General features: G+C 57.2%; 14 protein-coding genes and 1 tRNA gene. 3 read left to right on the forward strand and 12 right to left on the reverse strand.

What is annotated here, in order from left to right:
* Window positions 1-15 precede the first annotated feature (15 nt).
* Window positions 16-978, reverse strand: a complete 963-nt coding sequence (locus HMPREF1121_RS00475) for an NAD(P)-dependent oxidoreductase (RefSeq protein WP_044114199.1) — start codon at window positions 976-978, stop codon at window positions 16-18.
* A 767-nt stretch (window positions 979-1,745) separates the two neighbouring features.
* Here HMPREF1121_RS00475 and secDF point away from each other — a divergent pair.
* Both secDF and HMPREF1121_RS00485 read left to right on the forward strand, forming a co-directional pair.
* The gene (gene secDF, locus HMPREF1121_RS00480) at window positions 1,746-4,664 is read left to right on the forward strand and encodes a protein translocase subunit SecDF (protein ID WP_044114200.1); all 2,919 of its coding nucleotides are present in this window, start codon (window positions 1,746-1,748) and stop codon (window positions 4,662-4,664) included.
* A 373-nt stretch (window positions 4,665-5,037) separates the two neighbouring features.
* Window positions 5,038-5,823, forward strand: a complete 786-nt coding sequence (locus tag HMPREF1121_RS00485; RefSeq protein WP_044114201.1) for an SDR family NAD(P)-dependent oxidoreductase — start codon at window positions 5,038-5,040, stop codon at window positions 5,821-5,823.
* Window positions 5,824-5,918: 95 nt separating this feature from the next.
* Here HMPREF1121_RS00485 and menA read toward each other — a convergent pair whose 3' ends face one another.
* Genes menA through HMPREF1121_RS00500 form a run of 3 tightly spaced genes read right to left on the reverse strand, consistent with a single transcriptional unit; the run spans window position 5,919 to window position 8,882 of the window.
* Window positions 5,919-6,806 carry a 1,4-dihydroxy-2-naphthoate octaprenyltransferase gene (gene menA, locus HMPREF1121_RS00490; protein ID WP_044114202.1) on the reverse strand — a complete coding sequence of 296 codons (888 nt, stop codon included), beginning with the start codon at window positions 6,804-6,806 and terminating at the stop codon, window positions 5,919-5,921.
* A 1-nt stretch (window position 6,807) separates the two neighbouring features.
* A complete protein-coding gene (locus tag HMPREF1121_RS00495) occupies window positions 6,808-8,160 on the reverse strand; it encodes an aspartate kinase (RefSeq protein WP_044114203.1) in 1,353 nt (450 codons plus the stop codon).
* A 59-nt stretch (window positions 8,161-8,219) separates the two neighbouring features.
* Window positions 8,220-8,882 (reverse strand): cell division ATP-binding protein FtsE, encoded by a 663-nt coding sequence (locus tag HMPREF1121_RS00500; RefSeq protein ID WP_044114204.1) that lies wholly within the window; start codon window positions 8,880-8,882, stop codon window positions 8,220-8,222.
* Between the two features lie 400 nt (window positions 8,883-9,282).
* Here HMPREF1121_RS00500 and HMPREF1121_RS00505 point away from each other — a divergent pair.
* Window positions 9,283-9,356, forward strand: a tRNA-Met gene (locus tag HMPREF1121_RS00505).
* Between the two features lie 134 nt (window positions 9,357-9,490).
* Here the strand turns inward: HMPREF1121_RS00505 and folB are convergent.
* The 8 genes from folB to HMPREF1121_RS00545 all read right to left on the reverse strand — a co-directional run bounded on the left by folB (window position 9,491) and on the right by HMPREF1121_RS00545 (window position 20,673).
* Entirely contained in the window at window positions 9,491-9,862 is a 372-nt protein-coding gene (gene folB, locus HMPREF1121_RS00510) for a dihydroneopterin aldolase (RefSeq protein WP_044114205.1), read from the reverse strand.
* 24 nt (window positions 9,863-9,886) lie between these two features.
* Complete coding sequence (locus HMPREF1121_RS00515) at window positions 9,887-10,810, reverse strand: cation diffusion facilitator family transporter (RefSeq protein ID WP_044114206.1); 924 nt, start codon at window positions 10,808-10,810, stop codon at window positions 9,887-9,889.
* Window positions 10,800-12,245: a protoporphyrinogen oxidase gene (gene hemG, locus HMPREF1121_RS00520; RefSeq protein ID WP_052353525.1), complete on the reverse strand. Its 1,446-nt coding sequence runs from the start codon at window positions 12,243-12,245 to the stop codon at window positions 10,800-10,802. Before hemG ends, HMPREF1121_RS00515 begins: the two co-directional genes overlap by 11 nt.
* 210 nt (window positions 12,246-12,455) lie before the next feature.
* Window positions 12,456-13,529, reverse strand: coding sequence for a BACON domain-containing protein (locus tag HMPREF1121_RS08830; protein ID WP_084151867.1), 1,074 nt, complete (start codon window positions 13,527-13,529; stop codon window positions 12,456-12,458).
* Window positions 13,530-13,575: 46 nt separating this feature from the next.
* Window positions 13,576-14,868, reverse strand: coding sequence for a DUF4302 domain-containing protein (locus tag HMPREF1121_RS00530; RefSeq protein ID WP_044114209.1), 1,293 nt, complete (start codon window positions 14,866-14,868; stop codon window positions 13,576-13,578).
* A gap of 2 nt (window positions 14,869-14,870) precedes the next feature.
* Entirely contained in the window at window positions 14,871-15,752 is an 882-nt protein-coding gene (locus tag HMPREF1121_RS00535) for a zinc-binding metallopeptidase (protein ID WP_009433446.1), read from the reverse strand.
* 18 nt (window positions 15,753-15,770) lie between these two features.
* Window positions 15,771-17,348 carry a RagB/SusD family nutrient uptake outer membrane protein gene (locus HMPREF1121_RS00540; RefSeq protein ID WP_044114210.1) on the reverse strand — a complete coding sequence of 526 codons (1,578 nt, stop codon included), beginning with the start codon at window positions 17,346-17,348 and terminating at the stop codon, window positions 15,771-15,773.
* A gap of 13 nt (window positions 17,349-17,361) precedes the next feature.
* Window positions 17,362-20,673 carry a SusC/RagA family TonB-linked outer membrane protein gene (locus HMPREF1121_RS00545; protein WP_044114211.1) on the reverse strand — a complete coding sequence of 1,104 codons (3,312 nt, stop codon included), beginning with the start codon at window positions 20,671-20,673 and terminating at the stop codon, window positions 17,362-17,364.
* Between the last annotated feature and the right edge of the window lie 64 nt (window positions 20,674-20,737).

Genomic DNA, 20,737 nt, shown 5'->3' on the forward strand with positions numbered 1-20,737 from the left:
CAAGAGTGGGGGAGACTACGCGACGCGATCAAGGTCGGTGCGTCCCGCGAGGAAGCGCACGACATTCTCCAGCATCTCCGCATTCATATCTCGGCGGGCATCAGCTGTCTGGGTGCCTGTGTGTGGGGTCATGCACACGTTGTCGAGGGTGCAGAGCGTGGGGTGGGGGTTGTCCTGATTCTCGAAGACGTCCAGCCCTGCCGCTGCGATGTAGCCCGTCTGAAGTGCCTTCACGAGGGCCTCCTCGTCGACGACGGCACCACGGGCGGTATTGATGAAGATAGCGGTAGGCTTCATCAGTGCCAGCTCCCGCTCTCCGATGAAGTGGTGCGTCTCTGAGCTGTAGGGTGTATGGATCGAGACGAAGTCGGAGCCGAAGAGGAGATCATCCAGCGGGGCGTAGGTGATCCCTTGGCGAGCCTCCTCGTCTGCACTCAGTGGGGTGCGCTTGTAGTAGAGGATCTTCATCCCGAAGGCACGAGCGCGCTCTGCGACGGCTGAAGCGATACGTCCGTAGCCGATGAGCCCCAGCGTCTTGCCTGCAAGGTGCACGCCGAGGTAGCCCATGCGGCCGATGGTCGGGCGCTTGCCAGGTGTCTGACGGATGAGGCGGTCGAGTTCGCTGACACGGCGGGCACAGTCGAGCATGAGTGCCAGAGTAAGCTCCGTCGTCGGGATGATCACCGCCTGAGGCGTATTGGTCACGACGATGCCGTGGGCGCGAGCGTAGTCGATATTGATGTTGTTGAATCCGACGCCGAAGTTGGCTATCAGACGGAGCTTCGACCCATGTTGTAGGAGCTCGGCACGTGCTGGGTAGTCGAAGGAAGTGCAGAGGACGTCGGCCTCGGGGAGGAGCTGGCATAGCTCTTCGTGGGTGAAGTCCCGTCCACGTGGGGGGCGGATGACTTCGTGCTCAGCGCCGATCTTCTCAAAGCCTTCGTCGACCGTGTCGAAGGCCACCAATATCTTAGCCATAATCTTAGTGCGATGTAGGGAGGTAAATACTCCCACTAAGGTACGGAATAAGCAGGATATAAGAGCCTTTTGCACAAGGGGGATTTTATCGTGCGTATTCCTCTTATCCAGCGGAGGGAAAAGTGTCCTTCTCGTGAAGAAAAAAGCGCTTTCATGTAGTGGTTTTTCTGCATCTACGCACGTAGTCTTAAAGACCAGGCATGTAAATCCAAATATCCACGTACGTAGATATTAGATCCACGTACGTAGTCCAAACTTATCTGCCACTTGTCCACAACTTTTATTCCTAAGCGGGGGTAACAACCTCATAGAGGTCGGCGTGATGACCCATATAGGTTCACCCAGTGACCAATATAGGTTGCCGTCGCCTTCCCATAGAGAGTCAACTCAGATGTGGCGAGGTGTGACGCTTGCGCTTATAAGAGGTGCTTGTGGAGCTCCGCCTCTCCGCCCTCCTTCTTCGCCTGCGAGAGTGTTGGCTCTTGGGGGAAGAGGTGGCGTGTATAACTATCAGTACATCAGCTGGAGTATGCTGTGCTGGGGGACTTGACCGTCTTCCTTTAGCTGGAGATTTGCGCGTGTGGAAGGGGGATGGCGGAGGAGGATGCAGCCCTCTTTCGCTCCCTTCCCCGTACGATACTACGGCGGGGAAACGTAACGTGAAGGTGCTAAGTGGCGGATATTACGGAAAAATCGGCTATTTTTGTGGGCATATTGTGCCCTATAACAAAGGAAATAAGATACAATCAATTAAGTAATACAACACGATGCAAAACAAAGGATTTGTGACTTTCGTCACAGTGAGCTTGGCTTTGATCTGTGCGTTTTACCTGTCCTTCTCGCTCATTACTAACCACTACGATGGTAAGGCGGAGAAGATGGGCGAAGTCGCAGGGAAGGCTTATCTCGACTCCATGGCTAACGAGAAGGTGTTCCTCGGATACACCCTCAAGGAAGCTCGCAAGCAACAGATCGGCCTGGGGCTCGACCTCAAGGGCGGGATGAACGTTATCCTCAAGCTTAATGCTGGTGACCTCGTCAAGAGCCTCGCAGGCAACACCGATGACCCCAATTTCCAAAAGGCCATCCAGGCTGCTTCGAAGAGCACTTCACAGGGCAACTACATCGATCAGTTCGTAGCCGAGTATAAGAAGCTCTCCCCAGGGGTAAACCTTGCGGTCGTCTTCGGCTCGGGAGACCTGCGTGACCAGATCAATCCCTCTACCACGGAGGATAAGGTCATCGAGCTCCTGAAGGAGAAGTACAACAGCGCTGTCGAAGCCTCATTCAATGTCCTGAGTACGCGTATTGACCGCTTCGGTGTCGTCGCTCCTAACCTCCAGCGTCTCGAGGGTCAGGGCCGTATCCTCGTCGAGCTCCCAGGTGTCAAGGATCCCGAGCGTGTACGCGAACTTTTGCAGCGTAGCGCTAACCTCCAGTTCTGGCGCACCTATACCTTTGATGAAGTAGCTAACGATCTGGCTGGCCTCAGCGATCGTCTGCTCGCTCTCGGTGCTCCAGCTGCTCGCCCCATCCCCGTAGCTGCTGACTCGGTAGCCGCTAATGACAGCGCTGCTCTCGTAGCTCCAGCTCCTGCCGCAGCTCCTTCGCAGCTCGCTTCTATTGATACCCTCGCTAAGTACCTCCAGCTCGGAGGCCGTGGCGGTGCTACCGTCGGTCTCGCTCAGGACCGCGATCGTAACAAGATCGACTCGCTCCTGGCGCTGGCTACTGAATATCACCTCCTGCCTGAGGACCTCACCCTGCTCTGGGGTGCTAAGCCCATCCAGGATCCCAAGACGCGTAAGCTCACCAATATCTATGAGCTGTACGCTATCCGCACGAACCGCTCGATGAAGCCCGACCTCTCGGGTGACGTCGTCACTTCGGCTAAGGCAGACGTCGACCACAACCGCCTCGGTAGCGCTGAGCCTCAGGTCTCCATGGCTATGAATCAGGAAGGTGCTCAGATCTGGGCGCGCCTGACGAAGGAAAGCATCGGCCGCTCTATCGCTATCGTCCTCGACGGTGTCGTCTACTCTGCGCCTAACGTCAACAACGAGATCACTGGTGGTAACTCCTCTATCACGGGGAACTTCACCATCGAAGAAGCGAATGACCTGGCGAACGTACTGAACTCTGGTAAGATGGAGACGAGCGTTGTTATCGAGCAGGAGAACGTCGTCGGTCCTACCCTCGGTAAGGCTTCTATCCAGGCTGGTATCATCTCCTTCGCCATTGCACTTGTCCTCCTGATGGTCTACATGTGCCTGGCTTACGGCTTCATCCCTGGTATGATCGCCAACCTCGCACTCATCGTCAACAGCTTCTTCACGCTCGGTATCCTCGCTTCGTTCAATGCCGTCCTCACCCTCTCGGGTATCGCCGGTCTTGTCCTCACGCTCGGTATGGCGGTCGACGCGAACGTGCTTATCAATGAGCGTATCAAGGAAGAGCTGCGCAACGGCAAGGGTATGACCCGCGCTATCGCCGACGGTTATGGCAATGCCTTCAGCGCTATCTTCGACTCGAACCTCACGACGATCATCACCGGTGTCGTCCTCTTCTACTTCGGTGCAGGGCCTATCCGTGGCTTCGCTACGACCCTGATCATCGGTCTTATCTCCTCCTTCATCACGGCGGTCTTCCTCACCCGTATGGTCTTCGAAGCTCTGGATAAGCGTCACAAGCTCGACAACGTGACCTACACGACGGCGATGACGAAGAACCTACTCGTGAACCCCACGTACAACTTCCTCGGGGCTCGCATGAAGGGGTACCTCCTGCCCATCGTCCTCATCATCGCTGGTCTTGTCGGCTTCTTTACTGTCGGTCTGAACAACGGTATCGAGTTCTCGGGTGGTCGTAACTACATCATCAAGTTCGACCAGAAGGTCGACAACCAGCAGGTCCGCGAGAAGCTCGCTCCTCAGCTCGACCAGAAACTCGTCCTCACCGCTATCGGTACCGAGGGTGACCAGATCCGCGTGTCTACGAACTACCTCATCGAAGACTCCGGCGAGGCTGTCGAAGATCAGATCAAGGATAAGCTCTATAAGGGTCTGAATAGCTTCTACAAGACGACGCCCTCAAAGGCTGACTTCGATAGCTACATCGTCAGCTCGCAGAAGGTAAGCGCCAGCATGTCTAACGACATCAAGACGCAGGCCCTCATCGCTGTCGGTCTCTCGCTCCTCTTCATGGCGATCTACATCCTCATCCGCTTCCGCAATGTCGCCTTCTCTATCGGTGCCTTTGCTTCGGTCACGGTGACGACGCTGATGATCATCGCCATCTACGTCCTCTGCTGGAAGATCATGCCCTTCACCATGGAGGTCGACCAGAACTTCATCGCGGCACTTCTGGCAATCATCGGTTACGCCATCAATGACGTCGTGATCGTCTTCGACCGTATCCGCGAAGAAGTGGGCAACCATCCTCAGGCCGACCGCTTCCAGGTCATCAACGGCGCTCTGAACTCTACGCTCTCCCGTACGCTGAATACGTCCTTCACGACGCTGCTCGTGATGCTGATCGTCTTCGCCTTCGGCGGTGCTACGATGCGTAGCTTCACCTTCGCCATCCTCCTGGGGGTCATCTTCGGTACGTACTGCACGCTCTTCGTCGCTACGCCTATCGCTTACGAAGTCGCTAAGCGTCGTAGCCTCAAGGCAGCTGCCAAGTAATCGCCACTCCCATTCATAGGCAAGGGCTCCGGCTGGTATCTAGTCGGGGCCCTTCTTTTGTCCGAAGACGAAGCCTCCTACCTCGGCAGGGGAAGTATTTTCCAGCGGAGGAAAACGAACTTTCGTGGGGAGGCTAAATATCTTCCCTGCGGAGGGAAATTTATCGCCGTGCGCATGGCGGTAAATTTCTGTGCGCACAGAAATAAATTTTTGTGCGCACAAAAAAATATTTTCATGCGCACGAACTGGCTACCTTCGCATGGCGTTATAATGCTTTGTATAACAGTTGATTAATCTCTCGTGCCGAACGCCTCATCTTGAGGGCGAAAAGTAGGCTACTTTGGGGCGCACAAAATCCCCTTTTTACCATCGTATGGATCACGCTAAGACCGCCCTCATCACGGGGGCTTCCAGTGGGCTCGGCGAAGCTTATGCCCGCCTGCATGCTTCCTTGGGGGGCAACCTTATCCTTGTCGCTCGCCGTGAGGAGCGCCTGCTCGCTCTCAAGGCCGAGCTGGAGCAAGCCCATCACGTCACCGTCCACGTCCTCGCGAAGGACCTTGCTGAGCCCGATGCGCCCGCCTCGCTCTTCGCTGAAGTGGAGCGCCTTGGCCTCTCGGTTGACTACCTTATCAATAATGCAGGGCTGGGCGGACAAGGGAGCCTTGCCGAGCGCTCCCTTGAGGATGATGCTAACCTCCTGGCCGTAGACATCGCCGCGCTGACGGCTCTGACGAAGCTCTTCCTGCCGAGCTTCATCGCCCGAGGAAGTGGGCGCATCCTCAATGTCTCTTCGATCGCCTCGCTCGTCCCAGGGCCATGGCAAGCTACCTACTTCGCGGCGAAGGCCTACGTCACTTCGCTGACCTTGGCGCTCAGCGAAGAGCTTCGGGGAACGGGTGTCACGGCGACGGTCGTCCTGCCTGGCGGGATGCACACGGGCTTCGAAGCTGCCGCGAAGCTCGAAGGTACGGGCCTTGCATCCCAGCTTACCCAAAGCCCCGACGACGTGGCGCGTCGTAGCTACGAGGCGATGCTCCGAGGCCGAAGGAAGCTCATCGCAGGCACGCCACTTCTGCAGCGCCTCCTGCTCCGCCTGGTGCCTTTTGCTCCGATGGCCTTCGTCCTCCGTGTCGTCGCCAGCCTCCACAAGCGCTGAAGCGCCTAACCCACAGAACGCACCTCGCCCCGCTACCGAGCCGTCAGGCTTCCGTAGCGGGGCGAGGTGCGTTGATGCGGTTGTGTGCGGGAGGGCTAAGCTCTCAGCAGGAGCATGGCGCCGATGAGGAGGGCGAGGAAGAAGACGTTGCGTGCCGTAGCACCGAGCGTCTTGTTGAGCTCGCTGCCCTCGGACTCCTGCAGCTGTCGGTGCGTCATCGAGAAGACGACGACGTAGGGTAGCATGAGGAGCATCCCCCAGAAGCTATAGATGGGGTAAAGGAAGCCCATCGAGAGCAGCCCGCAGGTGAGGTAGAAGCGTGGCGCGAAGTCACGGCCCATCCGCACGATGAGCGTGCGCTTGCCAGCCTTGCGGTCTTCGTCGACGTCGCGGTAGTTATTCACGATGAGGATATTCACGCTCGCCAGACCGATCGCCGTAGCTAAGTGCCACAGCACGGGGTCAGCGATCGTCCCGCGTAGGATGAAGAAGCTCGTCACCACGGGTACCCAGCCGAAGAAGATCAGCACCGCCAAATCGCCCAGCCCATGATAGGAGAGCGGATAAGGCCCGCCCGAGTAGGCGAAGATGCCCAGCCCGACAGACAGCCCCACGAGTAGCAGCCACCATGAGGTGAGCGCCACGAGCGTGATACCGCTGGCGAGGAAGACAAAGAGGCTGATGTATAGCGCACGGCGTACCTCACCTTCGGTGAGGAGTCCCTTGGAGAGCGGGCGGAGTGGCCCTGTGCGCTCCTCGGTGTCGGCGCCCTTCTTGAAGTCAATGAGGTCATTGGCAATGTTACTCCCGATCTGTGCGCTGATGGCGACGACGAGAAGAAGGGCCGTGCGTAGCGGATCGATAGGCCCGATGAAGGCTGCGTAAAAGATCGCTACGAGGACGGCGCTAAGCCCCGAGAGCAGGGTGCGTGGGCGGGTGAGCCCCAGCCAAAGCTGTGTGCGGGTAGGCTGTGAGGAGGCCATGCTACTTATCTGCTCCCTTCTTGGCGTCCTTAGAGCCGAAGAGGTGGTCGCTCAGAGCGAGGAGCGTGCGGCGCTTGTCCGCTGCCTCGACGAGTACGGTGAGGTTGTAGTCGCTACCGCCGTAGGAGATCATGCGCACGGGGATCTCGCTGAGGGCGTTCAGGATCTGCGCCTCAAAGCCCACGTTGTCCCACTCCATATCGCCGACGACACAGACGATGGTCATGTCGTGCTCGACGTCGATGCTACCCAAGCTCTGGAGGCTGTGGCGCAGGTCTTCGGGGAGCGTGCTGCGCTCGATGGTGAGGGAGATAGAGGCTTCGGTCGAAGCGATCATATCGATGGGGATGCAGTGATGCTCGAAGAGCGCAAAGACCTTCCCCATGAAGCTCCAGTGGGAGAGCTGATGATTGCTACGGATGCGGATCATCGTGATGTTGTCCTTCGCTGCCACCGCCTTGATCATATCCTTGTCGGTGTCGAGGGAGATGAGCGTGCCTGGGGCATCGGGCGCCATCGTATTCAGTAGACGCACGGGGATGTGGCGGCGCTTGGCGGGCTGGATGCAGGTGGGGTGGAGGATCTTCGCTCCGAAATACGCCAGCTCAGAGGCTTCCTCGAAGTGGAGGCGACGTACGGGAGCCGTAGCATCGACGATACGAGGGTCGTTGTTGTGCATGCCATCGATGTCCGTCCAGATCTGGATCTCGTCGACCTCGAGGGCGGCACCGATGAGCGTGGCGGTATAGTCGCTACCCCCGCGCTGCAGGTTGTCGATATCGCCGAAGGCATTGCGACAGATGTAGCCCTCCGTGATGAAGAGCTGCGTGCCCTCGGGCGCTCGCTTGATGAGCTCCGAGAGATGGGCTTGGATATAGTCTTCGTCGGGCTCAGCCTGCTTATTGGTACGCATGTACTCCAGTGCCGGGAGGCCGACCGCACGCACGCCTCGATCCTCGAGGTGACGCAGCATCATCGCTGTGCTAAGGAGCTCCCCACGTGCCAGGATCTTCTTCTCGTCAAAGAGCGTGAAGGTATCCGAGTAGCAGAGCTGCTCGAGGAAGAAGAACGTCTCATTGACCAAGGTCCAGGCACGGTCGTAGCTGTGCTTGTCGGGGAAGAGCAGCTGCGTCTCTTGCTCGTACTTGTGCTTGAGCTTCGTGAGGATAGTGAGGGCCTCGTGGCGGTGATGCGCCATGAGCTGATGCCCGATCTCTACAAGGGCGTTTGTCGTACCGGCCATAGCCGAGAGGACAACAATCTTAGGCTCATCGGTAGCTGTGATGAGGTCAGCTACGTGGGCTATGCGCTGGGCAGAGGCAACGGAGGTGCCTCCGAACTTCATTACTTTCAACGGCTTTGTGTCTTAGGGGGTACGTGTCGAGGGAATGGGGCTGTGCTTTCGCTCGGGGCTTAGAGCGTATCGAGGGCAATACAGCGAGCGGGGTAGTACTCGAGGACCTGGCGGTTGTGTGTAGCCATGATGACGGCTGTACCACGCTCCTTGGTGAGGCGGTGCAGGAGCTCGGCGATAGCCAGACCATTCTCTGCATCGAGGTTCCCCGTAGGTTCGTCAGCGAGGATGAGCTCGGGACGGCCGATGAGGGCGCGGGCAATGGCGACACGCTGTTGCTCACCGCCTGAGAGTTCGTGGGGATACTTATAGCTCTTCGTCTCGAGCCCGACATCCTGGAGCGCTTCGTTGATGAGGCTCTCGCGTTCGTTACTTCGGCTGACACCGAAGGCACGCAGCACGATATCGAGGTTGTCGTGCACGGTCTGGTCGGGAAGGAGTTGGAAGTTCTGGAAGACGATGCCAAGGCGGCGACGTAGCTTCGGTAGCTCTTTGCTCTTGATGTGAGAGAGGTCGAAGCCCATGACGTTGGCCTTTCCCTTGGTGAGGGGAACTTCGGCGGAGATGGTCTTCAGTAGCGTGCTCTTCCCAGCACCTACAGGGCCGGTGAGGTAGACGAATTCGCCTGCAGCAACCTGCAGATCAAGATGCTCGAAGAGGATATGTTCGTGGCGGGCAATCTGGACGCCTTGGAAGTCCAGCAGCCATTTCTTTTCAGCCATAGGTCTTATCTGTATAACTATTTACCTACAAAGATACGCAAACGTGCCCATGCTGGGACTATGGAGAGTGGAGGGATACTTCTCTTCTCCGTCAGATCTTCCTCTTGAGGCGTATAGCTTGATCTATATCTACGTACGTGGATCTAAAATCCAGGTACGTAGTCGCTATGATTTACGTGCGTAGACTTTAAAGCTACGTACATAGATAGCGATATGGCACTATAGCTTAGCAGCTTTATTTCCGCTGGGATGTAAGTATTCTTCCGGGGAATGCTACCTTTTTCTTGAGTGTGATGGCGCTCTATCTAATAGATGGAGAAAGGGGAGAGCGAGGAAGTCAATGCGACTTCTTGCATATATAAAAGCTTTGTGCTACCTTTGCAGTGCTTTTACAAGAGGCGGCGAGATAGCTCAGCTGGTTAGAGCGTCGGATTCATAATCCGAAGGTCGGGGGTTCAAGTCCCCCTCTCGCTACGAAACACGGACGATATACCTACGAGGTGTATCGTCTTTTTCTTTTATACGGAGCCGAAAGGATACGGGAGCGCCCCAGTGATATCGCTGGGGCGCTCCCGTGTTTTGCGTCAAGACATCCGAGTCGTGGCGGCTTAGTCGCGGCTGGCTTCAAGGGTGAAGGCTGCGGACTGTACCTCGCCAGGGAAGGGCGGATTGCACTTGCTGAGGGTGAGTGTGAGGCGCTGCATGCGGGGGAAGGTCGCGAAGAGGCGCTCACTGATACGGCCGACGACATGCTCCAAGAGACGTGAGGGGATGGCCATCTCGGCCTTGACGACCTCGTAGACGTCAGCATAGCTGATGGTCTCCTCCAGCTCGTCACTGCGGATACTCCCAGCTACGTCAGCAAAGAAAGTGAGCTCGACGACGAACTGATTGCCGACACGCTGCTCCTGCGGGAAGACGCCGTGGTAGGCGTAGAAGCGCATTTCGTGCAGGGTGATCTTCATTGCTTCGATCTTCATTGGCTTATCGTGGGGTAAGGGATGTTAGTAATGTCCGTGGGAGCTGGGCTCGATGTGAATAGCGATGTGGGTCGTCGTCCCATAGCGGGCACGTAGCTCGCGCTCGATGATTAGGGTGATGTCGTGCCCCTCGGCTACACTCATGCGCCCATCGACAAGGAGGTCGATCTCGATAGCGTAGCTCCCGCCGATGCTACGAGTGCGCATGCGATGGATGCCCTCGACACGGTGCGTCGAGAGGACGATCTCGGTGATCTCTCCTTCGATCTCAGGGCTCAGGCATTCCTCTGTCAGCTCATTGAAGGCCGGGCGAAGGACGCTCCAGCCCATGTGGATGATGAAGAGGCTCACGACGCCTGCAGCCAGTGGCTCGAGGAAGAGCCAGCGCTCATCGAGGAAGGTAGCTCCAGCGATACCGATGAGTACGGCGATGAGTGCCAGCGTATCACTGCGGTGGTCGAGGGCCTTGGCCTTGAGTGCCGAGCTCTTGAGCAGCCCTGCCCACTGGTAGGTATAGCGGTAGAGGAAGAGCTTGATCAGAAGGGAGACGAAGGCGACGATGAGTGTCATACGGCTGGGACGGGGCAGCTGGAGCGTACCCATCCCAAGGCCAATGATCGAGATGATGCTATTGTAGAGGAGGAGGACGCCGACGCTGATCATGACGACTGCCATGACGACCGAGGCGAGCGTCTCGAACTTCCCGTGCCCGTAGTGATGATCCTTATCCTGAGGCTTGCCCGAGATACGGATGAAGATGAGGGCAATGATGTCGGTGAGGAAGTCAGAGATCGAGTTGATCGCCTCTGCTATCATCGCGCTACTATGCCCTACGATCCCTACGAAGAGCTTCAGTAGTACGAGGAGGGCGTTGGAAGCACTGCCGAGGAGCGTCACACGTAGGATCTTTTTCGTGCGCTCGGGGTAGGTGCTTTTATTAGGCGCCATGCTGCTTGCTGATGAGACGAGCTAAGGCCTCGCCCTGCTTGATGCGGTCGGGGATGCCGATGCCGTCACGGACCGCCCCAGCTAAGTGGAGGCCTGGATAGCGCTCTTCAAGCTGCGCGATCTGCTCGAAGCGTGCTCCCGATGAGGCTTCGTATTGGGGGATAGCCAAGCGGTGGCGGAAGATGTGCAGTAGGTCGGGCTCGCTCGTGATCCCGAGTAGGCGCTGCAGGCGCTCACGGACGAGGGCCTCGATGGCTTCGTCCGAGTAATCAATGACCTCTGGTGCTCGCATCCCTCCGAGGAAGATAGAGAGGAGTGTACCGCCCTTAGGTGCGCGCTCTTCGAAGCATGCCGATGGATGCAGGATACCTAAGAGTTCGCCATCTTCGTGCGAGGGGACCAGACCACCGAAGGCATGGAAGTTGGGGAGATTCGTCTTACGCATACCCCAAGCCACTTGCACGATAGGTGCGTAGCGGAGAGCAGTGATCGGGGCGAGGTCTTCTGTGGAGAGGAAGGGGAGTAGGCTGGGGAGGGCGGGTGCAGGTGCCGTCGTGATGACGTGGTGGGCTCGGAGCGTGCGTGTGGTGCCCTCTGCCGTGAACTGCACTTCGTAGAGCCCCTCTGCGGTGCGTGTGATACGACAGCCTTCGGCAGAGTAGGAGAAGTGCTCGCTCCCGATATGATTTGCAAGGGCGTGTGTGAGCTGGGATAGCCCGCCCGAGGTGGAGAAGATTTGCTTCGTCACACTCTGAGCCTCCGCATCCTTCGGTGCTCGTGCCTTGGCGATAGCCCCACGGATGAAGCTCCCATATTGCTCCTCGAGGGCGTAGAGCGTGGGTAGGGCGTAGCGCGTCACGAGACGGTGTGGGTCGCCTGCGTAGATGCCCCCGATGAAGGGGTCAACTGCATAGTCGAGGAAGCTCTTCCCCAGTCGGCGCACGACCAGCTCTGCGATCGACTCGTTCTCCTTCCGACCACGGGCACGGAAGGGCTCGAGGAGGATGCCCAGCTTATCACGCATTGAGAAGAGGGGCGTCTTCAGCCCAGAGAGCGGTGAGGAGGGTAGGGGGAGGAAGGTCTGTCCTTCGCCTGTATGCTTCCCCATACTCTTGAGGATGAGGCGGCGATTGGCCTCAGGAGAAGCGGTGCACATGAGATCTGGGAAGGCGGCAAAGAGGCGAGGGACGGCAGCATGACTGATGATGCCCGTCGTAGGTCCCGACTCATAGATGAAGCCCCCTTCGCTGTGGCTCTCGATGACGCCCCCAGGCCGATCACGTTGCTCAACGAGGTGTAAGCTGAGTCCAGCCTCCTTCAGATGGAAGGCTGCGGTGAGGCCCGTCAGGCCAGCACCTATGATGACTACGTCGAGCGGAGTGTCGGGGAGGCTATTCGTCATACGGCTTGATCCTGCTTCACTTGTGCGAAGCATTGGCAAAGATAACGAACATGCTCAAGATAGACCCGAAGGGTACATGATGGGAGCTTGTTTCTGTGGTAGCCCTATTGTCCCATTATCACTCTGTCGTCAGGTGGCTATGATGCCGCTTACGATACCTAAAAAGGCAAGCCCCTCGCCCATAGCAGATGCTACGGGCGAGGGGCTGATGCGTAGTGGATTCGTCTGAGGGACGCAGGAGGGTTACTTGGCCTCTAGCTTAGGCTGGATGAAGAACTTCTCGATGCCGATGAACGTACCTTGGGTGATCTGGCGTGAGCTTGAGCGGACGAAGCCGTAGGAAGCCCAGTACTGCTCCGAGGAGATCTTGCTCTTCTCCTTGAAGATGAGCTTGCCATCATGGTTGACGGAGATCAGCACGGGTTCACGTGTCCCGATGATGTAGGTCTTGTGCTCAGCAGTGAAGTCATCGGCAGCGAGGACGCTCATGATGTAGATGTTCTTGCCGCTGGCTGGGTCTGTCGCAGTCTTCACCACCTTCCCGTTGAGGAGCTCCAGGCCTTGACCAGGCGTGAATGCAGCCTCCCATGTGTAGGTGCCGTCGATGATGAACTGTGCCTGCGTGTCGCTGACCTTCTTGATCTCCACGTCGGAGCTTAGAGGAACCATAGTCCCCGTAGCAGCATCCAGCGTCATAGACTTCTGAGTGTACTGCCCTACGATGTCGGAGAGATCGACCTGTGTGACCTGAAGTGAGTCAACGAGACCAACCCCCTTGGCGATGATCCAGCCCGTGCGGGGACGGCCCGTGGTGTTCTCTGCGACGATGACACGAAGCTGCTGATCCTTGGGCTCCAGCTGGATCCAGTCGGCTGAGGTGGTGTAGGTGACGGTGATATTCGAGGGTGCCTTGATCGTCTTGTCAATGGCAGCATCTCCCCCGATCATCGCTTGCTCCTTCGGCAGACCGAAGATGATGCCGGCCTGCATGATGTTGATCGCGATGGAGTCACCCTTGCTGTCCTTGAGGACCAGCGAGGCGTTGCGTGACTGGGGATTGATATTGTCGGTCGAGGTAAGACGGATCGTCGCACCTTCCTGAGCTACCTGAAGCCAAGAGGCGGAGCTGTAGGCCTTCGCAGGGGCCTTGTCAAGACGTACGGTCGCCGTAGAGGACTCTACTGGGAGGTAGGTCTTAGCCTCCAGTACGGAGAAGTCCACCTGGCTCAGTCGAGGTACATCCTGCTGCTTCTTGCACGAGCTACCAAGGCTCAGCAGTCCGAGAGCAGCGAGGAGGATTAAGCTTATTCTCTTCATGAGTATTGTAATCATCTGAATTGAGAGAGGTACATACGAGGCTGGCCTAAGGCTGCTTCTTGATGTACTGGATATTCTCGATAGCGATCGGCATGACGAGGTTGCCCTTACTATCGACGAGCGGAGTATTGAGGTCTTCACCGTAGGCGATGCCATAGAAGGAGTCGACCTTACCATCGGCGAGCTCGGTACCCTTAGCGACGGCTTGCTGGAGATCTTCATCCCAAGCGAAGGTGATGCTATGGAGCTCAGCGGCGAGGAGCTTGCGTCCATCAGCCAGTGATGCAGGTACGAGGATGATACCACCAGCATATCTATTCGTCGGGTCGTGCAGAGCCTGTCCCTGGAAGCTGATCGTACCCGTGGTAGCATCGTAGGGGAGGACCATCTTGTAGCTGACTCCGTAGAAGGTGAGGACAGCTGAGAGGGTATTGGCTCGCTCACCAGCTGAGAGGGTGAGGGTGGTAGGCTTACGCCAGCCACGTATGGGGTTGTGTCGGAGCGTCCACGTGCCGTACCAGAAGTCAATAGGCTTATAGCTCTTGGGGAGGAAGAGCTTCGCGACGAGGTCACCCGAGGTGAACTGTTGGGCTTCGCCATTCCAGGTGAAGGTGCTGTAGCTCTTGCCTTCGACCACGATGGGGCTCTGTAGCGTGATGCCCGTAGCGGTGAAGTTGAACGGCGTGTCGAAGCTACGCTCACCGATCTTGACCGAGAGGCGACGGGCGTCTCGACGGATCTCACCTTGCGCCAGCTCCTTGCTCCCGAGAGAGAAGTCGAAGGTGCTTGCTGTCATCCCTTCGCGGACATTGAGGATACCGAGGATCTGCTCCTCGATGCTGCTGTCATCGGGGATGCGGACGAGGCGCATCTCATTGCCCCACTTCTTACCGAGCAGGCGTACTGTATCAGCGGAGGCTGAGAGGATAGCGAACTCATAGTCTCCCTGGATCCCCTCGGGGTAACCGAGTGATGCGGAGGCCAGTGAGTGAATCACCTCATTATAGGTGGGGAAGGTCAGCACAGGGCCTTGGTCGCGGACGATCGAGTACTCGCTGGTAGCCCGTAGCTCGGGATCTACGTTGTCACCAGCCATTGTCACGTGACCGTTCTCGAACTTCATCAGGAGCGTGAAGCCAGGACCCGAGAAGTCTCGGCCAGCATAGTACTCCATACGCCAGCCCTTGGGCGCAGCTTCGAGAAGGGCTTTCTCCTCAGCGATGAGGGCGTCGATGCGAGCTGCCGCAGGCTTGTCGAAGATCTCCTTATTGTCCTTGAGGCATGAGGGGAGCATGAAGCTCAGTAGCCCCAGGAGGATATATATATAGGTAGGACGCATGATTAGTTGAGCTTAGTTAGGTCTAATGTAGCGATCTGGCCACCACGGCGCAGGACGACGTCACGCAGGTCATCGAGGTCAAGCTTCCACGAGTCGCGGGTATAGTCCTTGACACGCTGGAGCTTGCGCTGGATGAGTGCGGCACCAGCAGAGCCTGCATTGTTGAGGATCTGCTGCCACTGCTGGGGCGTGTAGGTGACGTAGTAGGAGAGCATCTCGGCGAAGTCCTCCGCATCATTCTGCATCGCGTAGGGCGATACGAAGCCAGCACGATTGGCTGCACGCTCGGACTGGTTGAACCAGTCACCACTGACGTAGCCCGACTTCGTGATGAGAGCGAAGTCTGTGCTGTAAGGCTTCTTCTGATTGAGAATGTGGGTGAACTCGTGATGCATCGTGTGGAAGTAGTAGGTCGTCATCGTCTCGTAGTCGGCCAGAGCTTGGTCGGTGAGCGAATTGACCTTCCCTAAGATGACCTTGTAGCCACCGTCGGCACTACCGACGACCTCAGTGCGCTGGCGCGTGTAGCCTGGCGTACCGATAGCTACGAGGATACGTGGGGCATTGAGCTTCATGAACTCAGGCCCGAGGACCTCGGCATAGGCATCGAACCAGAGGTACTTCGTGATGATCGCGAGCTTGGCTGTCTTAGCCGAGTCGGCAGGGATAAAGTGATAGCTGAGGTCCGTCTCGGAGTCCTCGAGCTTGTACTTGAAGCGGATATTGTATGGACTGCGGTAGTTCACGTCCAGCCACTGCTCGAAGTCATTGAGCGTCTCCGAGGTCGTGGGGAAGATCGTGGGATCCTTCGGCTGGTCATCGGAGCAGGCGATGATACCTACGGTGAGGAGTAGCCCGATGAGTCCTTGATATATGTAGTTCATAGGTCCTTCGTCGCTATGTTAATGTTGGGAAGCTCGGGGATTAGCCTCGAGCTGTGCAGAGATGACGTCCTGAGGAAGCTGGACGGCCAGACGTGGGTCGCGTGCCTCCATCTTGTCGGTCACAGCCTCGACGGCATTGCTGACGTTCACACGACGGCGGTAGATCGTGATGCCGTAGCGCTTGACGTCCTGCATGCGGAGACCTTCGTGGATGGTGATGAGGCGGCGGAGCTGGAGGATGGCCTGCAGGAGAGGCTCCTGAGTCTCCGTCTCGAGGGCGGGCGTCGTGTGAAGCTCCTTCTTAGGAGTCGGCTTCTCAGGCGTATAGTACTTGATGCCCTGGTAGAAGTCCTTGATCTGCTGAAGGGTCAGCTGTACACTGCGCTTCGTGAAAGCGCTGAGCTCGATGTTGAGGTCAGCCAGAGCCTCGTCATAGCGCTGCAGAAGGGCCTTCGCCTCGGCACGCACCATGAGTGTCTCATCAGTGGTGAAGGTAGCGTAGGTCGAGTAGGGGATACCGATACCTGCTACACGGTCGATGTACTTAGGCGTGTAGGGGAGCTTATGGAGGGCATACTTAGATACCCCGTTGTTGTTCACCACGACGTAGTTCATCACGTCGCCACTGGCACCCCATGGACCATCGGCCTGGAGGGTCTCGGTAGTGGAGATAAGTGCACCATGGGCGTACTTACTACCACGCAGGATGGGGATACTGACGCCACCCCATTCGGTAGCTACCGTCTGCAGGAGGATATTCGCCTTGACAGAAGACTGGATATAGGCGTTAGGCTGTACATTGCCCGAGAGCCCCTGCTTACTCCACGAAGCCCAGTCACGTAGGTCGGTACGTGGGTTCGAGCCTAGAGCGGCATCAGCGTGCTCAATAGCCTTGGTATACTGACGGGCATAGAGGTAGAAGCGTGCAGCGAAGGCATGAGCAGCCTGCGCAGTGAAGTGGTACTTCGGCTTACCATAGTTTGCTGAATTGATATCCTGTAGACCCTCGGTGAGGTCTTGCTCGATGTGCTTGTAGAGCGCTTCGAGCGTGCCTCGGTGATGGAGGGTACGCCCAGGATGCTCCTCAGGCTCGGTAGGATAAGGCAAGCCATAGTCGGAGGCTGCCGTCTCGGGAGCATAGGCTTGGCAGAAGACATTCGCTAGCTGGAACATCGAGTAGGCGCGGCATAGCTTAGCTTCGGCGACCTGACTGGCGTAGGCATCCTTATTGCTTACGCCAGCGACGTGCTTGAGCACTTCATTGCAGACGGTGATCGCAGTATAGTGTGCGTCCCAGAGCTGCTGAGGGGTCTCCTGCTCGCGGATCTCGGAGATATTGCTCCAGCGATAGGCCTGCTCTTGAAAGGGGCTGATAGCGCTCCACGAGGTGTAGTCATGCTCGTCGCTATTGTCGGAGTACATCTCCAGCAGGTAGGCGGCATGGGCATCGGGATAAGCCGATACGAGGAACTTCGCCGCATCCTCTGGGGTGTGCAGCTCCATACGGTTGTCGGGGTACTTGTCGAGGTACTTACCGCAGCTCGAGAAGAGCAGTGCCAGCGAGAGGACTGAGGTGATGATATGTTTCTTCTTCATTGGTGTCGATGCGTTAGAGTCCAAGCTTCAGGGTGAGAGTGAACTGTCGGGGCGTAGGCGAAGCTACCCCACCGATGTTGAAGAACTCTGGGTCTTGGCCGTTGAGCTTCTTGTCTGCATACAGGAGGAAGAGGTTCGTAGCCTGGACCTTGACCGAAGCGCTGCGCAGAGGCGTACGCTTGATCAGGCTTGTGGGTAGGTCGTAGGCGAGGGAGATCTCCTTGAGGCGGATGAAGTCACCCTTAGCGATACGTGCCGTAGAGTAGTTGTAGCCGTTGTAGGCGTAGCGCAGATTGTTATTGGTAGCGTACTGACGACGGCTCAGGATGGTGGGGATGTCCGTACGAGCCTCCTCGCCAGCAGCCTGCCAACGGTTGATGAAGGCGTGCGTCATCGAGGCCATATCCCCGTAGTAAGCCTTGAACTTCGGATCAAGTCGGACGACATTGCCGAAGGCATAGGTGAGGAATACATTGAGGTGGAGGCCCTTGTAGGAGAGCGTATTGCCGAGTGAGCCCGTGTGGGTGGGGTCGGTAGGACCTTCGTACTTGAGGTACTCGGTGTGGTTACGCTCCTGGAAGTTGATGTTGTCGGTCGTCACCTCACCCTTCTCGTTGATGAGCTGGGGGAGACCTTGGTTATTGAGGCCGACGAAGGGGATAGAGAAGAGGGCACGTGCGGGGTAGCCCTTCTTAGCGAAGCCGTTCCCACTGACAAGGTCGATCATACGCCCTTGGTTGTAGAGCTTCGTGATCTCCGAGTGCGTGTAGGAGTAGATGAAGCTCGTCGTCCAGTTGAAGTCCTTTGTCTTGATGTTCTGCGAGGTGATGCTGAGCTCGAGACCACTGGACATCATCTCTGCGACGTTGGCAGGACGGATGATCGTACCTCCGATACCCTGAGTGATCATGGGCCCCATTTCATCGAAGTTGCGACGGGTATAGGCATCGAAGGAGAGGCTGAGGCGATCATCGAAGAGCCCTGCGTCGAAGCCGGCGTTGAGCTCGTTCTTCTTTTCGTAGGTCAGGTCAGCATTCCCCAGCTGCTCGATACCGATCCCAGGCTCCTGGTCTTCGGCGAAGAGGCGGAAGGGGATGTAGGACTTGAGGATAGTCGTCGAGCTGCTATAGGAGGGATCTGGAGGCGTCCCCGTAAGGCTATAGGAGAGACGGAGTGTGAGGTGGCTCAGAGGCTTGAGCTTCTGGAAGAAGTCTTCCTCGTGCATATTCCATGCGCCCGAGACGTTCCACGTAGACATCCAGCGAGCATTGCTGCTGCGCCCGAGTTGATTCGAGCCTTCGTAGCGGTAGGTACCGTTGACGACGTAGCGCCCCTTATAGGAGTAGGTCGCATTGCTGTAGAAGGCTACCGTACGATAGTTCGTGTTGTTGAGGTTGTAGTAGCTATTGCCGTCCTCTACCTGCTTCTTGAAGTACTGGTAGGGGTAGAAGGGCGTCTCTCCAGCGGCGTACTGAAGCCCCCAGCCCGTGAAGGCGGTGCGATTACGCTGGATATTGGTCGTCTCAAGACCACCGAAGAGATTGAGCGTGTGGACTCCGAAGGTGCGGTTATAGTTTGCCGTAGCACGGAAGTCGTAGTTGCTCATGCGGTTCTCACCCTTGTGCATGAAGCCACCATTGGGCAGGACGGTGCTGGGGAGATCGTAGGGATGATCTGGGTCACGGTAGAGGTACTTGTTGGACTCTCTGATGACGCTGTTTGGCATGGCGCGGTAGGCCAGTGCTTGGTTCGAGTTGTCACGCACATTGTGCTGCTGTGAGGCAGCCGTATGCTTGAAGGCCCCGAGGAGGGTCAGCTCCAGACCACGGATGGGCTTGAAGCGCAGCTCAGCTTGGAACTTTGCATCGAGTACATCCAGGTCGATGTAGTTATTCTCCAGCTCGTTGAAGATATTGAATGGAGCGTAGTTCGCCGTATAGTACTCTCGTGGGTCGAGGACACGCGAGGTATTCGTAGCGTAGGAATAGGGGTTGATGTCGAAGTCGCGCTTGACCTCACCACCTACGACGTCTACATCTTGACCGAGCGTACCAGGCGCACGCTGGTTACGATAGGAGGCACCCCCGATGACATTCAGTGAGAGGCTCTTCAGGAGGTGATGCGTGACGTTGAGGTTAGCGGTGTATCGCTTGACCTGACTCTGCTTGTACCACCCTGGATCGATGAGGGCGGAGGCAGAGGCGTAGTAGTTCGACTTGCTCGTACCACCGCTCATGCTCACCGAGTGGGTCTGCATGATGGAGGGCGAGAAGAGCTCCTTGAACCAGTTTGTATTGCGTCGCTCAGCCTGCTGGAGGTAAGCGTTCTCTGCCTTCGTCGTATTGTCGAGCAGGAAGGTGCGGGTCTTGGGATTGTACGTGTTGATCAGCTCGTACATCTTACCATAGATCCCGTAGTCACTACCGTTGAGGACCTCAGCGAAGTTCAGCCATCCCTTATCGCGCAGCTCGCGGTAGATACTCATCTGCTGCTGTGAGTTGAGGATGTCAAAGTCGCGGTAGGAGGGGATGAGGCGGCTGGTGAACTCACCCGTATAGTTGAAGTTCGCCTGACCTTGCTTCCCCTTCTTCGTCGTGACGACGATGACGCCCGCCATAGCGCGTGCACCATAGATAGAGGTAGCCGATCCGTCCTTCAGCACCTGGAAGCTCTCGATGTCGTCAGCATTGAGACCAGCGATAGCAGAGCTGATGAGCGTCTCAGGGTTCCCCGAAGCGAGGTCGTCGGCACCTACATTAGATACGTCTTCCATGATGACACCGTCGACGACCCAGAGGGGCTTGGAGCTCCCGTAGATAGAGGTTGCCCCACGCACGCGGATCTTAGGAGCTGTACCAAAGGTCCCCGAGACATTCTGTACCGAGACCCCTGCTGCGCGGCCTTCAAGGGCGCGGGCAGCATCGGGCACCCCGTCCAGCTTGGCCTTGTCACCACCGAGCTTAGCGGAAGCCCCCGTGAAGAGGCGCTTGTCTACCTTGGTGAGCCCCGTGACGACGACCTTGTCCAGCGTCTTCTCTGAGGGCTCGAGTGTGATCTTCATCTTGTCCTTGATAGGCACCTCTTGGGTGAGGTAACCAATGTAGGAGATGCGCAGGGTCTTAGACCCTGCGGGTACCGTGATCTTGAAGCTGCCATCCAGCCCCACGGTTGTCCCCACCTTGCTATGTTCCTTGACGATAATCGAGGCTCCGATGGCGGCCTCGTTGTCGGGGGCGGTGACGACGGTGCCCGTCACCACCTGCTGCGCGAGCGCAGGCAGGAACCCCAGGAGCAGGGTGAGGAGGAGTAATGTACTTTTCCTCATTCGTTCAATTAATTGTATAGGTGTTTGAATAATTTATGCTTGTCTGTATTCCGTGGTAAAAAGA

The sequence above is a fragment of the Porphyromonas sp. KLE 1280 genome, assembly GCF_000700805.1.
Taxonomy (GTDB): Bacteria; Bacteroidota; Bacteroidia; order Bacteroidales; family Porphyromonadaceae; genus Porphyromonas; species Porphyromonas pasteri.

Coding starts and splice junctions, on each gene's coding strand:
- HMPREF1121_RS00530 (WP_044114209.1), bottom strand. CDS start 14,868: ATGCGTCCTACCTATATATATATCCTCCTGGGGCTACTGAGCTTCATG.
- HMPREF1121_RS00535 (WP_009433446.1), bottom strand. CDS start 15,752: ATGAACTACATATATCAAGGACTCATCGGGCTACTCCTCACCGTAGGT.
- HMPREF1121_RS00515 (WP_044114206.1), bottom strand. CDS start 10,810: ATGGCGCCTAATAAAAGCACCTACCCCGAGCGCACGAAAAAGATCCTA.
- HMPREF1121_RS00545 (WP_044114211.1), bottom strand. CDS start 20,673: ATGAGGAAAAGTACATTACTCCTCCTCACCCTGCTCCTGGGGTTCCTG.
- HMPREF1121_RS00485 (WP_044114201.1), top strand. CDS start 5,038: ATGGATCACGCTAAGACCGCCCTCATCACGGGGGCTTCCAGTGGGCTC.
- HMPREF1121_RS00500 (WP_044114204.1), bottom strand. CDS start 8,882: ATGGCTGAAAAGAAATGGCTGCTGGACTTCCAAGGCGTCCAGATTGCC.
- hemG (WP_052353525.1), bottom strand. CDS start 12,245: ATGCTTCGCACAAGTGAAGCAGGATCAAGCCGTATGACGAATAGCCTC.
- menA (WP_044114202.1), bottom strand. CDS start 6,806: ATGGCCTCCTCACAGCCTACCCGCACACAGCTTTGGCTGGGGCTCACC.
- folB (WP_044114205.1), bottom strand. CDS start 9,862: ATGAAGATCGAAGCAATGAAGATCACCCTGCACGAAATGCGCTTCTAC.
- HMPREF1121_RS08830 (WP_084151867.1), bottom strand. CDS start 13,529: ATGAAGAGAATAAGCTTAATCCTCCTCGCTGCTCTCGGACTGCTGAGC.
- HMPREF1121_RS00540 (WP_044114210.1), bottom strand. CDS start 17,348: ATGAAGAAGAAACATATCATCACCTCAGTCCTCTCGCTGGCACTGCTC.
- secDF (WP_044114200.1), top strand. CDS start 1,746: ATGCAAAACAAAGGATTTGTGACTTTCGTCACAGTGAGCTTGGCTTTG.
- HMPREF1121_RS00475 (WP_044114199.1), bottom strand. CDS start 978: ATGGCTAAGATATTGGTGGCCTTCGACACGGTCGACGAAGGCTTTGAG.